Source organism: Vibrio sp. 1580, assembly GCF_033340055.1.
In genome coordinates, this window is sequence record NZ_JAWOVT010000022.1 from 29,084 (window position 1) to 48,238 (window position 19,155).

Below are 19,155 nucleotides of genomic sequence, written 5' to 3' on the forward strand. Positions count from 1 at the left end.
TGACACTGTGTTTAACCGCATAGTGCTATGAGCCCAAGTTCCCCCGCATTCGGAGCAGTACGATCTAGTCAGTCTGCTGTACTCCGTTTGCAATTCACCTGTTCCACACTATCCAAACCGTTTACGAGGACTTCATGAGCACATCGCTACCTTGCAAAGAGATCACCAAAATCGTTGCCTCTGATCTGGATGGCACGTTACTCGCACCAAACCATCAGCTCAGTGCTTACTCAAAAGAGACGCTAAAAGCGCTGCATGAAAAGGGTTATACCTTTGTCTTTGCAACCGGCCGTCACCACGTAGACGTTGCGAGCATCCGTCGCCAAGTTGGCATTCCAGCTTATATGATCACGTCGAACGGTGCCCGAGTACATGACCAGGAAGATCAGCTAATGTACAGCGAGAATGTCCCTGCGGAACTGGTACAAGGCGTGATCGACACGATCAAACATGATCAAGAAATACTTATTCACATATATCAAAATGATAGCTGGTTGATGAACAAGGATGATGAAACGTTACGTGACTTCCACGATGAATTCACTTACGTCTTATTTGATGAAGACCAAGCCCCAACTGACGGTATTGCGAAAGTTTTCTTCACGCATCCAGGAGAAGACCACGAACGTTTGGTCGTATTTGAAAACAAACTACGTGAGCAGTTTGGTGATAAGCTGAACATCGCATTTTCAACGCCTTGGTGTTTGGAAGTAATGAGCGCTGGCGTGTCTAAAGGTCATGCTCTTGAAGCGGTAGCGAAAAAACTCGACCTCACGTTAGAAAACTGCGTAGCATTTGGTGATGGCATGAATGACGTAGAAATGCTGTCGATGGCAGGTAAAGGGCTAGTTATGGGTACATCACACGAAAAAGTGATGAAAGCTCTACCAAATAATGAAGTAATTGGCAGCAATGCAGAAGATGCGGTTGCACACTACCTACAAGAACACTTGCTGTAAGCTTCAATACTCCAAATAATGAAGGGCTGCACATTCGCAGCCCTTCTCTTTTATCGCTGACTTGGCAGCTTCTCTTTGCCAAGAATCGCGTCCCATTCTTCTTCTGTCACGGGCATAATCGACAAGCGATTTCCACGTTTCACCAACGGCATGCTCTCAAGTTCTGGCATCGCTTTCATCACCGACAACGGAATCACTCGCGCCGTTTTACGTACAAACTCGACATCCACCATAATCCAACGCGGGTTGTCTGGGTCTGACTTTGGATCGTAATAATCGCTTTCGGGATCGAATTGGAAATGATCGGGATAGGCTTCTCTCACAACTTTAGCAATACCTGCCACGCCAACATGTTTACAAGAAGAGTGGTAAATCAGGACTAAATCGCCCACCTTCACTTGGTCACGCATCATATTGCGCGCCTGATAATTACGAACTCCCTCCCAACATGAAACCTTTTGGGTTCGAAGCGTGTCAATAGAAAAGGTATCTGGTTCAGTTTTAAATAACCAATATGCCATAATGCCATCCGATGCCGATTGAGTAACAATAATGAGGAAGATATAACATGAAGGCTTTGAAAAACCCAGTGGCGCTTGCCACCCTGCTGGTTCTGCAAGCATGTAGTTCACAGCCGCCACAATCTGGTGCTGCTGACCCAACCTCTCCACCAGCAACCTTAGATAAGCCTGAAACCATTCAACCTCAAACTTTTATGCTACGCGGAAAAGTGATCGTCGGTCACGAGAGCCAATACATCATGCCTTGTGGCAGCGACAAGCAATATTGGTTGCAACTATCACCACAGCAAATGCAACGAGCAATTCAGTTAAATAACGAGCCTTACCAGACCATGTATGGCGAGGTCATCGGCCACCTCAACCCACCGGGCATCGATGGGTTTTCTGCTGATTTCGATGCTAACTTTGTCGTGGAGCAAGTGAACTTCCTCACAACGGAAAATCCAAACCGTTGTCAGCAACCAAACAAACCAACTCGCGTGTTTGGTAATGAGCCTTCTTGGTCGGCAAGCTTTGAGGCTAATGGACTAACATTCCAGCAAATCGGCAAACAAACCACAAAATTAGCGATTAAAAGCAGTCAGCTTCAACCTCGCCAGCGCACTTATCAACTACAAGATGGTGAGCTTCGCTTAACAGAAAACCTCTGCTCAGACACAATGAGCGATTCTTTGTATGGCTGGAAAGCAACACTAAAACATGATGGCGAGACGTATCAAGGTTGTGGTATGGCTGCAAACGTCGATGCAACGCTTGGCTGGGCTAATACCTATGTCGCGACCTCAACTCAATCACAAGGTTTTGAAGTACAAATGACCTTAAACCCAGACCACAGCGCCACAACAAAATACCGTTACGCCAATGGACAAGCACCATTAATCGAGCGTGGTTACTGGCAACAGTTAAGTCCGTCTCAGGTTCAAGTTGTCATGACGCATCATCAACAGCAAAGACTGATGTCAGAGCGACTGTTTACTCGAGAAGGCAATCAGCTCAAAGCTACCAAAGAAAAAGTCGGTAACTTAGTATACCCAATCGCCGATGGTGGTTTAGTCCTTTATCCTGCCACCGTTCGTGATGAAGGCATCATGCAACCAGCCGAAAAACGCACCAACAACCCCATCGGTAGTGCTGACGTCCCTTCTAGTGCAGAGTTTGATTCAAAAGTAGATGCCGTGGTGCGCAACTACTTCTTTATCCATCAAACCAACCCCAACAATAACCAATACCGTTGGCTAACTTACGACCTCAACAGCGATGGTAACGAAGAGCTATTGGTACAGTTGGATTGGTGTGGTTCCGGAGGCTGTACATTGCTGATATTTGAACATCACGAAAAGGAATGGCGCTTTAATAGCCGCATTACACTAGTGCAAAGCCCGATTATGCTCGGCCAACAAACCTCTCATGGTTGGCGAGATCTGATTTTTAATGTCAGCGGTGGCGGAGCTAAAGCGGCTCAACACGTGATGCAATACACTGGGGTTAGCTACCCACTCAACCCAAGCATGGCGCCAACGGCAACGCCGAACCAAGTCAGTGGTGTGCGTCTGTTCTCTGATGGGATAAGCCCGGTGCGCGAAGGAGTTCGTCTGTAATGTCACAACCGTGTCCAACCTGCGGTTTTCAATTCAATTGTATGTGCTCGCTAATGCCGAAACTTAACAGTGAGCACAACATCCTGCTGTTAATGCATCCGAATGAACTGAAGCGTGATACTAATACCGGCCAGCTACTAGAGCAGTGCCAACTCAACATTGAGCGAGTAATCTGGGATCGCAAACAGCCACCAGCAGAATTGCTCACTCTATTAGCTGATCCGTCGCGGTATCCGGTGTTGCTCTTCCCCTGTGAAGAAAGTATCACACTCGAACATGTGGTACTCCAAAGCCAGCAACAAACCAAAACTCCGCTGTTTATTATTTTAGATGCCACCTGGCAAGAGGCGCGCAAGATGATCAATAAGAGCCGTTGGTTAGAAGGTATCCCTACGATGGGATTGTCTGCGTCGGCGGACTCACAATATCAGCTGCGACGCAACCAACAACAAGGTAATTTGTGTACGTTTGAAGTCGCTGCACATTTGCTCGGGCAACTTGGAGAACAAAACAACCAACAACAAATGCAGCGCTTTTTTGCCCATTACCTCGCTCTGTTCCAAGCTGAAAAGAGTGGACACGCTCTTAAGCGTTAACCATTAAGCTCAGTAGAAGAACCAAACAAAAAACGCAGCCTACGCTGCGTTTTTTACGACAAGAAGTTTCACGTGAAACATCATTAAAACAGTCGAGTCGGCTCGCCAAGATAGTAACCCTGCAAATAATCCACCCCCATGTCTTGTGCAATGGTACACACCTCCTGATTGTGGACGAACTCCGCCACCGTCTCCGCGTTAAACACCTGGCACAAACGCACCAACTGGGAAGCGATCTTGCGCTGTTTTAAGTCTTTATCAATATCACGAATCAAGCTGCCATCGAGCTTTATGACTTCTGGCTCCAACTTTAGGATTTCATCGATATTCGAATAACCGGACCCAAAGTCATCAACAATGATACGCGCCCCTAAGCTTCTAAAATGACTGCACACTTCTATCATTCGGCCGTAGTCTTTGATCTGCTCAGATTCCAGCACTTCTAAACCAATTCGCCTTGGGTCATTTAGCTGGCTAATTTCATGCTCTAAAAGCATTAAAGTTTTATCACTGAGCAAATCTTGCGGCGATAAGTTTATAGAAAAGTCACCTTGCTTATCTCGCATATAATGCAACGTAGAATGAATCATATGCCGACTTAGTCGAGTGTAAAGATGCGTATCAGAGATAATTGGCAGAAAACGCCCTGGCGCAATCACCGTCCCATCGGCTTCCAGAATACGAACCAAACATTCTTGGCTTGCCAATTTGTGGCTACCCGCATGCACAATAGGTTGGCTATAAGTGATGATATTCTGTTTGAGAATGGCTCTACTGACGCAACTTAGCCATCCAAGTTGCTCTTTACGCACATCCTCACTGACTTCAATATCTTTCGCATTACAGATATGAGTATTACTGCGTACACCGGAGCGTCTCGCTTCGATGCCTTTGAGTAAGAGCTCATCTACTGAAGCGGATGGAAAGTCTCGACGACTCACTAAGCCGCCGCATAGCGAGATAGAAAGATAATCTATTTCACGTAGGCCAATTGGCTCAAAATTAGTTTGTTCTACCGCGTCAGCAAAACGCGTAAAGTGCTGTTTGATGGTCTCGCTGCTTTGATCAGCTTTAAATATGAACGCCCATTCACCAACCCCAATACTATAAAGCTGCAAAGCCGTTGGCATGCCGAAACGCTTTCGTAGTCGATTCGTAAAGTGCATTGAGAGATCTTTGAGTAATTGATCTCCCACTCGGTAGCCGTATTTTTCGTTGATATGACTAAAGTTAAGTAGCTTTAGAGTCAACAAATGCTCATCCAAATCGATGTTACTCAGCCGCTCTTGCAATGCGACCCGGTTTTGTAATCCCGTGCGACTGTCGCGTCGATAGCTTTCTTGTAACTTGCGCGTTTGGCGATCGAGTTGATATCCCATATGCGCGTTCATATGGTTGAGATCGCCGATCGCATTTCGAATCAAGCTAAACAGCGGTGAAATAGAGGAGCTAACGGGCGACTTAGGCAAGTTCAATGTTTGCACTTCGTCTCCCTCTCGCATCGCTAAATACGTCAGGCTGTGATGAAGAATTTCGGGCTGACCAATACCACCATGCAGCTCCCCCATACAGTAACTACCAAACGTCGTCGCAATATCTTTGAAGGCTTGGACTTCGTCGCTGCTGTCAATAAAGTCTAACCGTGACGCGCAGTTAAAAATCATCACGACTTCAGGTTGGTGCATGGCTAACTCAACCACACCATGCCGCACTTGCTCGAGCGTTAACGAGGGATGGTTATAGCAAAATTGCACTTCGTCACCAAGACACCAGGGCCTGTCGAAGCTCATACTGCCATCAGCGTGTAGCTCCGTTACCGTACAAACTTCCTTTCGCCCTAAGCTTTCTCGATACAAAGGAAAGCTGAGCAGTTGACTCAGCGTCACGTCATGGCCATCCGCCAAGTAACGCTTGTATACGTCCAGCGCTTTCTTCTCACCTAAACAATACAAGCGCGTTCCTTTTGCATGAGTGACTTTGTGTGGCATGCCAATCGGGTTCCATTCCGAATACGCATCAGTCCATAGCTTCAAAGTATCACTGTGCAAAGCTACGGCAACCACGGCATTATCGTAAACTCGGTTTTGATATAGCACCCAGCAGCCATCGTCAATACTCTGCGCCAACCCTCCAGAAATCACGACTTCTTCACTGGCGAAGGTTTGAAACAAGGGATAGTCACGTCGTTCAATTTGCACAGCAAAGCTGAGGATCACCTGTGAATTATGCTGCATTAGAAGAGAGCGCTTGAGCTCCCCGCCATCAATGTCAGGGGAGTAAGAGTATGTTTGTACCGCAGAAGTCAGCGTGGTTTGCTCAAATTCAATCACACTCACTAGGCAACCAGAGGTAAATATCTCCCCTTCCAGAATCACATTACGCGTACTATGCCCCATAACATGAGCATTCGGCAGCGACGACAAAACGGCGTCTGCAAGTGTGGTCGTAATTTCGCGCGATTGCGTCGACAATATTTGTACTAAATATTGTTTATCTGAGGAAGTCGGAAAAGTGACTAAAAAGTCATTCAGTTGACTGACATCGTGAACCAGTTTTGAAAAAGCTCGCATGGACCTACCACTGCCGTAACACTATCTTCACCACGACGTGTGGCGTTACTATTTTTATTTAATAGAGAATAATTTACGTGGCTTTGCGCTGCTTTTCTAGACACAAAATGAGATTAGAATGGATTAATGCGAAAGCAATTAAAAAAGTGTGAGTAACGGCTGCAAACTATTGATTTCAATATCAGGTAAAGTACGTGTTTTTGAATGGTTAATGACATTTTTATTCATATCATTAAACCAACAGGCTGCAAAACCAGCCAACTTTGCACCATGCACATCCGTGGTTAGATGATCACCGACATGCAGAATATTCTCCGCAGGAATATCCAAGAATCGCTTCGCTTTAGTAAACATATCGGTTGCGGGTTTCGCCAATCCATCTGGTCCTGCTTTAAGTACCTGTTGGAAATAAGGCGTAAGACCGATGCGGTCTAAATCCACATTACCGTTGGTGATTGCTACCAACGGGATGTGCTGCGCGAGTTCCTCCAGTACATCGAGGCTTTGCTGCGGCACTTCAAAACGGTTACGCCAGTCCAACGCAACGTCTACTGCGGCTTTCGCGGCGGCATGTGCTGCGTCTTCGTCGTAGCCTACTTGGGAGAAGGCTTGCTGAAGTTGCACTAAACGCCATAAAGTGACATCGCTCTTCAGCTCGGGTTGTTGCTGCACAACTCGCTGTTTGAGAGCAAACCAATCCGCTTTGTTCATATGAGCAACCGCTGGATGATGGTGCTTGAGCCAAGATAGCAACTCACGCTCCATGCGAACGATCACAGGATAGTTGTCATAGAGGGTATCATCTAGGTCAAAGGTCATTGCCTTAATAGGCTCGATACGGCGATAAAATTTCATACTTCGGCTCACTCCCCGTTCTTTTTGCGTGCGCGTGGGTGGGCTTGGTCGTAGGCTTGCGCCAAATGTTGGAAATCCAAGTGCGTGTAGATTTGGGTCGTCGAAATGTTCTCGTGCCCTAAAAGCTCCTGCACCGCACGTAAGTTATTGCTTGATTCGAGCATATGTGTCGCAAATGAGTGACGCAATTTATGCGGACTAATATGGCTTGCGACAGACTGTTTCTGCCCCCATTCAGCCATGCGCTTTTGCACGCTACGATGCGAAATACGCGTTCCAAGCTTAGATACAAACAAGGCGGGCTCACCTGGAGCGGCTAAATCACCACGAACGCGTAACCACTTCCCGACCCACTCGGTTGCCATCCCAGAGAACGGCACTTTACGTTCTTTATCGCCTTTACCAATAACACGAAGCTCACCACTACGCAGTTGTACGTCACGTACATCCACACCCACCAGTTCAGCCAAACGTAAGCCGGCGCCATACATCAGCTCCATCATGGCGCGATCGCGCACAGCCAGCGGGTCGTCCTCGTTGACTTCAAGTAATTGGCTCACTTCGTCAACATCGAGGTTTTTGGGCAACGGGCGTTTTTTGCGAGGTGCTGAAACCCCTTTGGCTGGGTTAGCCGACATCTCGCCACGCAGAATAAGGAAATCGAAAAAGCTACGCAGCGATGAGAGGCGCGTTGCCAAACTGCTGGCTTTCATGCCTTCTCGCATGCCCTTACCTGCTAATTGGCGCACCCAACCAGCATCCACTTGAGACCAATCTTTGAGCCCCATTTCAGCTAAGTGCTGCGCCATTGTTTCTAGCTGCTGTTTGTAATTGCGCTGAGTATGTAGGCTAAGCCCCTTTTCGCTTCGTAAGAATTCATAGAAGCGCTCAAGAGGCTTTTGCAGACTATTTGGCAGAGGAGTGTTGGGAGTTGTCGTCATCGTAACTTTGCCATACCAGTGTTTGAGCGAGATGTGCCACTACTAATGATAGGTGACGCAAAAACAAGGTATCCATATCTGGCTGAAAATGGCCGCCATCTTCACTAGAAAAAGCAAGCACGCCCAGTGTTTGCTGTTTCACGAGCGGCAGTACCACATAGGACCCCATTTCCGGCACTTCCATGTTGCCAAACAAAGCTTCACGATCCACTTTGCGAAGACGTCCTAAGTACGCATCTTTGCCATTTAAGTGAGTGGTCGCAAAGCGTTGATAACTTTCCTTACTCAATTGAATCGATGCGTCGCATTGACTAAACAATCGAACAAACGCACGTAAGCCCAATGCTTTGGCTTTCTCTTCGATAGAATGAATGACTTGTTTAAAGTCACCACACTTTAGAATCTGCGCCTGCAAATCCATAAATTCGTAAAAGGTGCGATCATTGTTCGCCGCAAGCGACATTAGTGTAGTGATCTCTTCCTCTAACTCTTCAATGCGCTGACGTTGACGATTCATTTGGATGTGCACCAAAGATACCGCGCCTAAGTCTGAGTGTGGGAAAGATAAACGATCCACAAGCTCCGGACGTTGCACAAAAAAGTCTGGATGATCTTTGAGGTACTCGGCCACTACTTCAGCCGTTAAGGCATCTGCTTCTACTTGAGACAAACCGTTTCCTTTTTCTTCAACTAGCAAGATAATTGACCATCAAATACATGCGTTGTAGGTCCGGTCATAAACAACGGCTTGCCAGGACCTTGCCATGCAATTCGCAATTCACCACCAGGTAGAGAAACCTTAACGTTTTCATCCAACAAGCCCTGCAGAATCCCAACCGCGACTGCCGCGCATGCACCACTACCACAAGCTTGTGTCTCTCCTGCGCCTCGCTCGTAAACTCGAAGACGAATATGGTCACGACTCATCACCTGCATAAAGCCAGCGTTGACGCGCTCTGGGAAACGCTCATGCGACTCAAGCAGCGGACCGAGAGTTTCCACTTCTGCCGTATCCACATCGTCGACCACGGTCACTACGTGCGGGTTACCCATGCTCACAGCACCACAAAACAAGGTATTGTCGCCTGCTCGCATGATGTAAGTTTTCTCTTTTTGCTTCGCTTTGAAAGGAATTTTGTTCGGTTCAAACTCTGGCACGCCCATGTTGACCGTCACTTCCCCATCATCTTCGATGTTGAGAATCATCTTTCCTTTCTTGGTGCTCACGCTGATGCTGTATTTATTGGTCAGCCCCTTCAAGCGAACAAAGCGGGCAAAACAGCGTGCACCGTTACCACACTGTTCAACTTCACTACCATCGGCATTAAAAATCCGATAATGGAAGTCGGTTTCAGGGTCGTAAGGGGCCTCTACCACAAGCAATTGGTCAAAACCAACGCCAGTATGACGATCCGCCAAGCGGCGGATCAGGTCTTGCGAGAAAAACACGTTCTGGGTAATACAGTCGACGACCATGAAGTCGTTGCCCAAACCGTGCATTTTGGAAAAGTGGAAATGCATTTGTTGTGTGTTACTCCGGTAGAATCTGTTCCAGCTGCCACAAACTGGTCAGCTCCTCACGCTGGCGAACTAAGTGGCTTTGTTTACCGTCCACCATCACTTCTGCTGCTCGGGTACGAGTATTGTAGTTCGAAGACATCACAAAACCATAGGCACCTGCTGAACGAACCGCGAGTAGATCACCTTCTTGCAAAACGAGTGCGCGATCTTTACCCAAGAAGTCGCCGGTTTCACAAATAGGACCAACCAAGTCGTAAGTCTGAGCTTCACCCTTTCGCGGTGAAACTGGCACAATATCTTGCCATGCTTGGTATAGCGCAGGACGCATCAAGTCGTTCATTGCAGCGTCGATAATCGCAAAGTTTTTATGCTCAGTATGTTTTAAAAACTCAACACGCGTTAGCAATATACCTGCGTTCGCAGCAATTGCACGGCCTGGCTCAAAGATCAGCTCCAAGTCTTGGTGATTTTCAAGACGGCCTAGTAACGCTTTGGCGTAATCAGAAGGCTGAGGTGGTAATTCATCACGATAGACCACACCCAAACCACCGCCGACGTCAAGGTGACGAATGTTAATGCCTTGCGCTTTTAAATCATCAATCAGGGCTAATAAACGGTCTGTCGCGTCGATAAATGGGTCTATATTGGTCAGCTGAGAACCAATGTGGCAGTCGATACCTTGCACATTCAAGTTCGGCAGGCTTTGCGCGAATTTATAAACATCTGGCGCACGATCAAACGCAATGCCGAATTTATTGTCGCGAAGACCAGTCGAAATGTAAGGGTGTGTTTTCGCGTCGACATCTGGATTGATACGCAGAGAAATTGGCGCAATCACACCAAGCTCACCCGCAACCTTGTTCAAACGTTCTAGCTCTGGCTCAGATTCAACGTTGAAACATTTGATACCTAGCTCAAGAGCGCGCTTCATCTCTGCCGGTGTTTTACCAACACCAGAGAAAACGACTTTTTTCGGATCACCGCCTGCGGCAATCACACGCTCAAGTTCACCACCCGACACGATGTCAAAACCCGATCCCAAACGCGCTAGCGTGTTCAATACGCCTAAGTTTGAGTTGGCTTTCACCGCGTAGCAAACCAGGTGAGGATGCTGACCCACAGCACTATCAAACGCCTTCCAATGGCGCTCTAGCGTGGCTCGAGAATATACATAAAGAGGAGTGCCATATTGCTCTGCAAGAGCTTGAAGTGGGACGTCTTCGGCCCAAAGCTGGCCATCATCCTGATAGTTGAAGTAATCCAAAATTCGCTTCCCTTATTTTATTCGACTGCTGAACCCTAATTTCACCCTAAGGTGCGGTTATTTATTGTGATTGCTCATTCTGTTGAGTGTCATCTGGAATGTATAGTGAGCCAGACTGACCACACCCCGCTAAGGTCGCGGCAACCATCACAAACAACACAGTAACTAATTTTTTCATTTCGCATATCGTGATTATTGAATCAATGCCCCCTATAATCGCACCACACTCAGGAAAAGCAATAGGATAGACGGATGAACGATACTGAATTTCATCAACTGGTGGATGCGCAGATGCAAATCATCGAAGAATCCATCGATGATTCAGGCGCAGACATTGATTACGAAGTCACTGGCAACGTAATGACATTGGAATTTGAAGACCGCAGCCAAATCATCATTAATCGCCAAGAGCCGATGCATGAGATCTGGCTAGCGTCCAAATCTGGTGGTTTCCACTTCAAACTTATTGAAGGTAAATGGACCTGCTCAAAAACGGGTATGGAGCTATTTGAAATGGTGAAGCAAGAATGTGAAAAGCACGCAGGCGAAGCCATTGATTGGGCATAATTCTGGTCAATCGTCACCAAAACAAAAAGAGCACCGAAGTGCTCTTTTTGTTTATTGATACGGGTTTAATTACGCGTTCACAGTTTTGGTCGGGCGACTCGGTGAACAACCGTCATTACGGTAAGGAATGATATACGCATTCCCCTCTTCAGGGTGAATAATTTGATAGTACTGAGGCAGGTTAAAGTTAATAAACTTAGACGCGACGCGACTATCGTCTTTTACCGACGTGTAGAAGCTGTTTACAGACGAAATCATTTCATCTTTGGAGCCACTAAATTGGTGATACACTTCCACTTGATTTGACTCATCCAAAACATAAATATTGAAGCCATCTTCGTTATCTTCAAAGAAGAACTGTACTAGACCTTCACTGGCAAACCCATCCACCGCTTCAGGCATTTGATATTCTTGCTCACGATCGAGCATTAACAGCGGCGAGCCTTTGAGTTTGTTAGTAGAAATGCTGCGGTAGAAATCGATGGAATTTTCTAGCTTCTGCACCGACACACCACGACGTTCAAAGAACAACCCATAAGTCTGGTTACCAAGACGCATCGCTTTAAAGCGGCGGCGTTTCTCTTGCTCTACTGGTTTCAAGCGTAAGTCGATACATTCAGCTAAAAGCTGGTAAACCATATTGCGCATCACACCACGCATGTTCTTCGCATAGCAGAACACATCCACTGATTCTGGTGGCAACGCATCTTGGTGCATTTTGCCCAAAATGGTTTTCAGTGCATCCAGCATCGCCGTTTCCCCTTTGAAATGCAGCGTACGCACTTCATGCCAAGAATTACGGTAAACAAGGTCAACACTGCCGACTAAATTTTTATGTTCTGGACCAAAGCTAAAAATATCGGTGTTCTTAACATCCACTTTCAACGAACGACCAGAAAGTTCAGACGTCGGATCATTTTCAAAGTTGATGAACATCGCAAGCTGGCTTATTTCACAAGGACTCGCTAGCGCCTGCATAGATGGACGACGCTTACGCAACGCAAAAGTATTTCGTAAGTCACTCACCATTTGGTAAAACTTATCAATATCTAGCTGCGCTTCACGTACCACGGCATGTAAACGAGTCGATTCAGTGATCAAGCCATTGAAGAATGCCCAAGCAACCAACTTACTCAAGTATTCATGATGCTCTAGATAGGGTTGCCCCAAAATGCGGTGCGCAATAAGTGGTTGTTTATAGAGGTACCAACCAGACTTGTTCACTCCCCCTTTTTTCACTTCGATAAAGCTCAAGTCAGGCTCGTGCAGATCAGGTGAAATCTGTGGGTTTAGTAACGTTACTTTGCCCGGCAATACTTCAAAAGCCGCGTAAAGTTTACGGGCCAAAATACTGATGTCTTGCGGACTGATAGCAGAAGTGATGTCGTTACGACGCGCAAATTGAATCAAGTTACGGTAGCTTTGCATCAACGCATCCAGCAATGCATGATGTACCACCTTCACTTGTTCAACCTTCCAATTACGACGGTCATCGAGCTCTGCAACGACACTGGCATCCCAATTCCATTTTGCAATCATATCGCTCAGCGCTTCACGACGCCAAGCTACTGAGCCAACATTCGGCTCACGAGATAATTTTTCATGGGTTTTGAGATAGAAACAGCGACGCACCAAATCCAAACGTGTATCGTCTTGAATTCGCTCTAAGTAACGGGTTACTTTTTCCAACATTAAGTAGTACGCATCCATGCCATAGAGATCAGGCTCATGGGCAAAGAAACGACGTTTAGTGTCGATGCTTAACAATTGAGTATGCGGGTATTCCCACGAGTAAGCTTCTAGCAAGATGGCTTTTAATACCGATTTGTAGGGAGAGTCGATGCTTTTGTATAACTGCCACAAGTTCGAGCCGAAGTATTCTTCAGCAGGAATGCAGTTCAATTTACCAAAGTCGATCCATTCACTACAGTCGATGTAACCATCACTGCACAGTTGAGAAACGTACTCGTCGTAACACTCTTCCATTTCTGGCGGCACGATTTGCCATAACAAACGCTGTCCGGCAATACGCACCGCACTACGATAGAATTCATCTAGCAAAAGTAAGTGCTGAGATGAACCACAGTTATCACCTGTCATCTCCTCAGAATGATTGCTTCTAAAGCGCTCTTTATCCATTAAGAAAAAGTTCGCTTCCACGCCTTTGCTTTGTGCCCAATCCGTGATGAGTAAGCATTTATTGGTCAATAACTCGCGTTCGTCACAATCCATCTCTGGTGAGATACACACCCAAATATCCAAATCACTGGAAGTACTTTGACCAATCGAGGAGGTACTGCCCATGGTGTACAAACCCAATATAGCGGGCTTTTCTACCGTCTTGAGCGGCTGACCAATGGCAAGTTGAATATCATCTATGAATTGTTGCTGAATGCTATTTAGTTCAAGCCCATGCACACCAAACGGGACATCGGCATCATAATAGCCAGGAATTACAGGATGGTTGTAGTTCAACAAGGCAGGAATCAAGTGGAAGACTTGCTGGCTTTGCGAATCCATAAGCGCCAGCGCGCGATCAACTCGCTGCTGATTCAAATTATCTAGTCGCTGGATGATTTTTTGGGTGTAAGCCTGCAAGGGGAATTCCTTGGTTGAACAATCACGAAAATCTGCTGACGTTTTAAACCAAAATGGCTTAAAAACGTGATCAATTTAACACTTTTATTGGTGCGGGTAAAGCTTCACGCCCGCGTATCACTCTGGATACAAAACCATACTTTAGTCACAAAATTAATCGCGCGGTAGTGTCGCTCTTATTACCTATTACTAATAATAGTCCTTAGTCTAATTGAGAATCCAGTCACACTATTTTCATAACGTCATGTAATTCCATTCATAGCCTTCAGAGATAACGAACTAACAGTAAGCATTTCTTGATGAGAATGGTAGGATAAACCCAAATCCAAACAGCATTGAGAAGATCATGACACAATCCACACCGATTCGCATTGCAACTCGAAAAAGCCCTCTTGCTTTATGGCAAGCTTACTTTGTTAAAGACGCCCTTCAAGCCGCTCACCCTGGCTTGGAAGTCGAGTTAGTAACCATGGTGACCAAAGGTGACGTGATTTTAGATACACCACTAGCAAAAGTTGGCGGCAAAGGCTTGTTCGTAAAAGAGCTTGAAATCGCGATGCTAGAAGGACGTGCAGACCTCGCCGTTCACTCAATGAAAGACGTACCCGTCGATTTCCCAGAAGGCCTTGGCCTCGTGACCATTTGTGAGCGTGAAGATCCTCGTGATGCCTTCGTCTCTAATACCTATAGCCACATTGATGAGCTCCCTCAAGGTGCCGTGGTTGGTACTTGCAGTTTGCGCCGTCAATGCCAACTGAAAGAATATCGTCCGGACATCATCATCAAAGAGCTTCGCGGTAATGTGGGCACTCGCCTTGGTAAGTTAGATGCGGGTGAGTATGATGCAATCATTCTTGCTGCGGCTGGCCTCAAACGATTGAAGCTTGAAGAACGCATTCGTAGCTTTATCGAACCAGAGCAATCACTACCAGCGGTAGGGCAAGGTGCTGTCGGTATTGAGTGCCGCCTTGACGATGAAAGACTGCTTAAGCTGCTTGAGCCACTTAACCACCAAGACACCGTAGACCGCGTTTTGTGTGAGCGCGCAATGAACCTTACGCTAGAAGGCGGCTGTCAGGTACCTATCGGCAGCTATGCCCTGCTAGACGGCGACAACATTTGGCTACGCGCATTAGTTGGCGAACCAGATGGCAGCGAAATTGTGCGTGGTGAAATTCGTGGCCATCGTAAAGATGGCGAAGCATTAGGAGTGCAGCTAGCCAATGAGCTGCTAGATAACGGCGCTCGTGAAATCCTAACTAAGCTGTACGCAGATCACGAATAACCATGGCAGTGTTGGTCACTCGGCCGGGAGAGCAAGGCAACGCGCTTTGCTCTCTGCTCGAAAGGCACGGCATTTCCGCATATCACCATCCTCTGATCGACATTGTCGCCGATCTCACGGACACGCACCTCTCTAAACATCTACATCAAGCTCAAATTGTTATCGCTGTTAGTCGACATGCAGTGCAATGCGCACAGCAAATCTTAGCCAGCAACGGGATGTCATGGCCGAAACAAGCTATTTACCTTGCCGTTGGTCAAAAAACAGCACACTATTTAAGCAAATGTACCCAACAGAAAGTACACTATCCCCAAGTCAGTGATAGTGAACACTTATTGCGACTGCCAGAGCTCAACAATGTGGCACAACAACAAGTTCTTATCCTTCGTGGTAACGGCGGAAGAGAGCTGATCAAAGATGCATTGGTGAGGCGTGGCGCAAAAGTTCACTATAGTGAGACTTACAAGAGAGAATTCATCCCATTCGATCCAGTAAGCTGTATCTCACTATGGAAAAACCTACAAATTAACCAGATTATTGTCACCAGTGGTGAACAACTGGATTATTTGTGCAGCCAATTGACGTCGGAGCAATTGACTTGGCTTAATCAACAAGAGTTGTATATCCCCAGTCAGCGTATCGCTGACATCGCAATTCAAAGGGGGTTCACTCGCGTGAGATGCACGGGAAGCGCATCCAACCAAGAATTACTGGCGGCTCTCCAGCCCTAGCTACACAGGATATAGGCATGACAAGTAAAAATAACGACCAAAAAAATAACGATAAAAACCTTTCCGAAGAAACCTCATCGGCACCGCTAGTCGAAAAAACCACATCGCAGCAGGATGCGGACCTTAAAAAAGAGCAACCACAAGCGGCCGAGCCCCCAAAAACAGCAGAGCCAACCAAAGTCGAGTTTGAAGAAAAACAAGGTAAACGCGGTGTCAAACTAGGCACGGTCGCTATCATCTTATCGATTATTTTTGGCGGTGGCCTCGCGTACAAGCTGCATCAACAGCAAGCCGATTACCAAGCGCAGATCGCACAACTAAAAAGTCAGCTAGAAAGCACTCAAGCTTCCATGAAGCAAGAACTCAGCCGGGTACAAGAAGAAACCATCGAGAAAGCAACAACCGTGACACACAAAGCGGAAGTGGTACTTGGACAGCAACAGAAGAGCATTGAAAGCTTACAGCTCGCCGTTGCCGATGTGAAAGGTCGTCGACCAAACGACTGGCTATTAGCGGAAGCCGATTACCTTGTCAAATTAGCTGGTCGTAAATTGTTCTTAGAGCACGATGTAGAAAGCGCGACTCAACTGATGGAAAGTGCAGACCAACGCATTGCAGCACTGAATGACCCTAGCCTCGTCAAACTACGTAAAGCAATGGCGAACGATATCACCAAACTTCGCACTATCCCGCTAATTGACCGTGATGGATTGGTACTACGCTTAACTGCCCTACAACAGCAAGTAGACAAGCTCCCTCTCGCCAATGCACTGCTACCTGAAGCTGAAGCCGTAGAAAACACTGAAGTGTCTGAAGATATCGCAAACTGGCAAGATAACTTAATGACCTCTTTGAAGGACTTTTCAGAAAACTTCATTACCTTCCGCACGCGCGATGGTAACGTCATTCCACTGCTTTCTCCTGAGCAACACTTTTACCTGAAAGAAAACATCAAAGCCAAATTGGAAACGGCAATAAAAGCGGTGTACCAAGAGCAAGGTGAAATTTACACCACGTCTCTAAAAACAGCAGACAAATGGGCATTAGCTTTCTTCAACCAAGACGATAATTCCGTTAAAGAGTTCAACAAAACGGTTAACCTACTAAGTCAGCAAAATATTCAAGTGGAATACCCAACGAAACTGCAAAGTCAGTCTCAACTATCAGATGTCATTCGTGAACGCCTACGTCGTGAAGTCACAACGATGACAGGCATGGAGGATAAGTAATGTTTCGTCTTATTTTCCTATTTGTTGTACTAGGCGCAGGACTATTTGTTGGCACCCAGTTTTCTGGTCAGCAAGGCTATGTACTCATCTCCATTGCCGAGAAAACGATTGAGATGAGCGTAACGACATTAGTGGTTTTCGTTATCGCTACACTCGCAGGTCTTTTTCTGCTTGAGTACCTGATTAAGAAGTTAGTTTATGCTAGTTCTACAACATGGAACTACTTCAGTGTTCGCAAAATGCGCCATTCCCGCCGATACACCAATGAAGGCATTATTAAACTGCTAGAAGGTGACTGGAAAGGTGCTGAGAAGAAAGTAACTCGCTGGGCAAATCATCACGATATGCCGCTGCTTTGCTACTTGGTTGCGTCTGAAGCCGCACAAGGCCAAGGTGATAAAGCAAAACGAGATCACTATCTAGAGCTAGCGAGCCAACAAGAGAACGCCCATCTCGCAGTAGAACTGACTCGTGCAAAACAGTTTATTCGTGATAACGAATTCGAATCTGCATTCGATACTCTGCAAGCGCTGAAAGGTCAGTACGCGAATAACTCAATTGTTCTTAACCTGCTAAAGACCACTTACATGCAGCTTAAGCTGTGGCAACCGCTGATCGATCTGATGCCTCAGCTAAGCAAAGCCAAACTGGTTACGGAAGAAGAGCAAGCGGAGCTGGTTCAGAAAGCACAATGCGGCTTGCTACACGAAGTGGCTCAGCAGCAAGGCAGCGAAGGTCTTATCTCACACTGGAATGGTTTGCCACGTAAGGTAAAGCAAGACGCTCATTTGATCGGTTGTTTTGCTCACGAGCTCATCTCACGTAAAGCAGATAACGAAGCATTCACAGTAATCAAAGAAGCACTTAAGAAAAGCCCAACACCAGAGCTGTACCAGTTACTCCCTGAACTAAACCTACCGGATAGTCACCCAGTCATCGTATTCTTGGAAGGTGTCTTGAAGCGTGAACCAGAAAACGCAGCGGCACAAAGTGCATTAGCGCACTTCTTCTTCCGCCAAGAAAAATGGCAAGAAGCGCAAGAGCACTTCGAGGTTGCGCTAAAACTTCGCTCAGACGTTTCTGACTATGCTTACCTAGCAGACACACTAGAGAAGCAAAACCTAACGAAAGCGGCTCACGAAGTCTCTCGTAAAGCTCTCACGCTCGTCCAGAATGACTAACTTAAGATGACCTAACTAAGCCGACAGCTTACCTGTCGGCTTTTTTATTGCCTGCTATTAACCCTTTAGTCCTTAGTCATCAATATGTTTATCCAATTCATTGGCTCCCAAGTAGTTCTCAACTTCCTAGCAACTCACTATCGTTTCACTTTCCTTTTCTCTTTTGACCACTCTGATCCTGTCATTCCAGCAGAATCCAAAACAATTTTAAAAGATGCAGGAATACGTAACTTTAGCCTGTAGAAGTATGGTTTTAAGACGTAGCTAGATTTAGGCAATAGAGCACGCGCGTCGCTAGACTGAGTAAAACAAAAAGATACATCAGTGAAACAGTGACTATTTGAGTATGCTTATTTGTTCGGTCTATCCCGTAAAAGGGGCTAGAGAAGCAATGGTAGTGCTTTAAGAGAACAATAAGGCAATATATGGTTCAACAATCTCCAACAACCTTATCGGGACAGCATGCAGTGATGAGGATGAACAGCGTTAGAGGCAACTGCACTTCTTAGCAAAAATCAAAACGTCACAACCAATACCGATACCAATATTACTTTGTCGAAAAGTAGATCGCATATGGAATTGATTTTTGGCAAGCATAGATAGAGTAATAAAGATGTGCGGAAATGAAAAAAACCTCGCTATTTCTAGCGAGGCTTCTTAATAGTGGCGGAGAGATAGGGATTTGAACCCTAGATACGCTATTAACGTATGCCGGTTTTCAAGACCGGTGCTTTCAACC

17 protein-coding genes are annotated in these 19,155 nt (G+C 46.3%); 8 read left to right on the forward strand and 9 right to left on the reverse strand.

Annotated elements, in window-relative coordinates:
* Positions 1–134: 134 nt before the first annotated feature.
* A complete protein-coding gene (locus R7093_RS22510; protein WP_318146816.1) occupies positions 135–959 on the forward strand; it encodes a Cof-type HAD-IIB family hydrolase in 825 nt (274 codons plus the stop codon).
* Positions 960–1,009: 50 nt separating this feature from the next.
* Here R7093_RS22510 and R7093_RS22515 read toward each other — a convergent pair whose 3' ends face one another.
* Complete coding sequence (locus tag R7093_RS22515) at positions 1,010–1,480, reverse strand: EVE domain-containing protein (RefSeq protein ID WP_318146817.1); 471 nt, start codon at positions 1,478–1,480, stop codon at positions 1,010–1,012.
* 47 nt (positions 1,481–1,527) lie between these two features.
* Between R7093_RS22515 and R7093_RS22520 the strand changes: the two genes are divergently transcribed.
* Together R7093_RS22520 and R7093_RS22525 are read left to right on the forward strand one after the other, a co-directional pair.
* Positions 1,528–3,078: a hypothetical protein gene (locus R7093_RS22520; RefSeq protein WP_318146818.1), complete on the forward strand. Its 1,551-nt coding sequence runs from the start codon at positions 1,528–1,530 to the stop codon at positions 3,076–3,078.
* Complete coding sequence (locus tag R7093_RS22525) at positions 3,078–3,674, forward strand: tRNA-uridine aminocarboxypropyltransferase (RefSeq protein ID WP_033907272.1); 597 nt, start codon at positions 3,078–3,080, stop codon at positions 3,672–3,674. The genes R7093_RS22520 and R7093_RS22525 overlap by 1 nt, the downstream gene beginning before the upstream one ends.
* A gap of 83 nt (positions 3,675–3,757) precedes the next feature.
* On the opposite strand, the gene R7093_RS22530 is transcribed toward R7093_RS22525, so the two are convergent.
* From R7093_RS22530 to lptM, 7 genes are all read right to left on the reverse strand, one after another.
* Complete coding sequence (locus R7093_RS22530; RefSeq protein WP_005383644.1) at positions 3,758–6,244, reverse strand: EAL domain-containing protein; 2,487 nt, start codon at positions 6,242–6,244, stop codon at positions 3,758–3,760.
* Between the two features lie 138 nt (positions 6,245–6,382).
* Positions 6,383–7,099, reverse strand: a complete 717-nt coding sequence (gene yigB, locus R7093_RS22535; protein WP_053350826.1) for a 5-amino-6-(5-phospho-D-ribitylamino)uracil phosphatase YigB — start codon at positions 7,097–7,099, stop codon at positions 6,383–6,385.
* Positions 7,100–7,107: 8 nt separating this feature from the next.
* A complete protein-coding gene (gene xerC / locus R7093_RS22540) occupies positions 7,108–8,040 on the reverse strand; it encodes a tyrosine recombinase XerC (protein ID WP_005378742.1) in 933 nt (310 codons plus the stop codon).
* Positions 8,006–8,737: a DUF484 family protein gene (locus tag R7093_RS22545; RefSeq protein ID WP_213971082.1), complete on the reverse strand. Its 732-nt coding sequence runs from the start codon at positions 8,735–8,737 to the stop codon at positions 8,006–8,008. Before R7093_RS22545 ends, xerC begins: the two co-directional genes overlap by 35 nt.
* A complete protein-coding gene (gene dapF / locus R7093_RS22550) occupies positions 8,731–9,561 on the reverse strand; it encodes a diaminopimelate epimerase (protein WP_005378744.1) in 831 nt (276 codons plus the stop codon). The genes R7093_RS22545 and dapF overlap by 7 nt, the downstream gene beginning before the upstream one ends.
* A 10-nt stretch (positions 9,562–9,571) precedes the next feature.
* The gene (gene lysA / locus R7093_RS22555; RefSeq protein ID WP_005378745.1) at positions 9,572–10,825 is read right to left on the reverse strand and encodes a diaminopimelate decarboxylase; all 1,254 of its coding nucleotides are present in this window, start codon (positions 10,823–10,825) and stop codon (positions 9,572–9,574) included.
* 61 nt (positions 10,826–10,886) lie between these two features.
* On the reverse strand, positions 10,887–11,003 hold the full coding sequence (gene lptM / locus R7093_RS28685; RefSeq protein ID WP_005378746.1) for an LPS translocon maturation chaperone LptM: 117 nt from the start codon (positions 11,001–11,003) through the stop codon (positions 10,887–10,889).
* A gap of 74 nt (positions 11,004–11,077) precedes the next feature.
* Here lptM and cyaY point away from each other — a divergent pair, with 74 nt between their 5' ends.
* Entirely contained in the window at positions 11,078–11,392 is a 315-nt protein-coding gene (gene cyaY, locus R7093_RS22565) for an iron donor protein CyaY (RefSeq protein WP_005383391.1), read from the forward strand.
* 69 nt (positions 11,393–11,461) lie between these two features.
* Here the strand turns inward: cyaY and R7093_RS22570 are convergent, their stop codons facing one another.
* Positions 11,462–13,990 carry a class I adenylate cyclase gene (locus R7093_RS22570; RefSeq protein WP_053350817.1) on the reverse strand — a complete coding sequence of 843 codons (2,529 nt, stop codon included), beginning with the start codon at positions 13,988–13,990 and terminating at the stop codon, positions 11,462–11,464.
* Between the two features lie 346 nt (positions 13,991–14,336).
* Here R7093_RS22570 and hemC point away from each other — a divergent pair, with 346 nt between their 5' ends.
* From hemC to R7093_RS22590, 4 genes are read left to right on the forward strand one after another with little or no spacing between them, the layout of a single operon-like run.
* The gene (gene hemC, locus R7093_RS22575) at positions 14,337–15,275 is read left to right on the forward strand and encodes a hydroxymethylbilane synthase (RefSeq protein WP_005383388.1); all 939 of its coding nucleotides are present in this window, start codon (positions 14,337–14,339) and stop codon (positions 15,273–15,275) included.
* 2 nt (positions 15,276–15,277) lie between these two features.
* Complete coding sequence (locus R7093_RS22580; RefSeq protein ID WP_005383386.1) at positions 15,278–16,006, forward strand: uroporphyrinogen-III synthase; 729 nt, start codon at positions 15,278–15,280, stop codon at positions 16,004–16,006.
* A 17-nt stretch (positions 16,007–16,023) separates the two neighbouring features.
* Positions 16,024–17,235 (forward strand): uroporphyrinogen-III C-methyltransferase, encoded by a 1,212-nt coding sequence (locus tag R7093_RS22585; protein ID WP_005378751.1) that lies wholly within the window; start codon positions 16,024–16,026, stop codon positions 17,233–17,235.
* Positions 17,235–18,416, forward strand: coding sequence for a heme biosynthesis protein HemY (locus tag R7093_RS22590; protein ID WP_238844169.1), 1,182 nt, complete (start codon positions 17,235–17,237; stop codon positions 18,414–18,416). The genes R7093_RS22585 and R7093_RS22590 overlap by 1 nt, the downstream gene beginning before the upstream one ends.
* Positions 18,417–19,155: the final 739 nt, after the last annotated feature.

Coding starts and splice junctions, on each gene's coding strand:
- R7093_RS22590 (WP_238844169.1), top strand. CDS start 17,235: ATGTTTCGTCTTATTTTCCTATTTGTTGTACTAGGCGCAGGACTATTT.
- R7093_RS22520 (WP_318146818.1), top strand. CDS start 1,528: ATGAAGGCTTTGAAAAACCCAGTGGCGCTTGCCACCCTGCTGGTTCTG.
- dapF (WP_005378744.1), bottom strand. CDS start 9,561: ATGCATTTCCACTTTTCCAAAATGCACGGTTTGGGCAACGACTTCATG.
- R7093_RS22510 (WP_318146816.1), top strand. CDS start 135: ATGAGCACATCGCTACCTTGCAAAGAGATCACCAAAATCGTTGCCTCT.
- R7093_RS22525 (WP_033907272.1), top strand. CDS start 3,078: ATGTCACAACCGTGTCCAACCTGCGGTTTTCAATTCAATTGTATGTGC.
- R7093_RS22585 (WP_005378751.1), top strand. CDS start 16,024: ATGACAAGTAAAAATAACGACCAAAAAAATAACGATAAAAACCTTTCC.
- yigB (WP_053350826.1), bottom strand. CDS start 7,099: ATGAAATTTTATCGCCGTATCGAGCCTATTAAGGCAATGACCTTTGAC.
- cyaY (WP_005383391.1), top strand. CDS start 11,078: ATGAACGATACTGAATTTCATCAACTGGTGGATGCGCAGATGCAAATC.
- R7093_RS22530 (WP_005383644.1), bottom strand. CDS start 6,244: ATGCGAGCTTTTTCAAAACTGGTTCACGATGTCAGTCAACTGAATGAC.
- xerC (WP_005378742.1), bottom strand. CDS start 8,040: ATGACGACAACTCCCAACACTCCTCTGCCAAATAGTCTGCAAAAGCCT.
- R7093_RS22515 (WP_318146817.1), bottom strand. CDS start 1,480: ATGGCATATTGGTTATTTAAAACTGAACCAGATACCTTTTCTATTGAC.
- lptM (WP_005378746.1), bottom strand. CDS start 11,003: ATGAAAAAATTAGTTACTGTGTTGTTTGTGATGGTTGCCGCGACCTTA.
- R7093_RS22580 (WP_005383386.1), top strand. CDS start 15,278: ATGGCAGTGTTGGTCACTCGGCCGGGAGAGCAAGGCAACGCGCTTTGC.
- hemC (WP_005383388.1), top strand. CDS start 14,337: ATGACACAATCCACACCGATTCGCATTGCAACTCGAAAAAGCCCTCTT.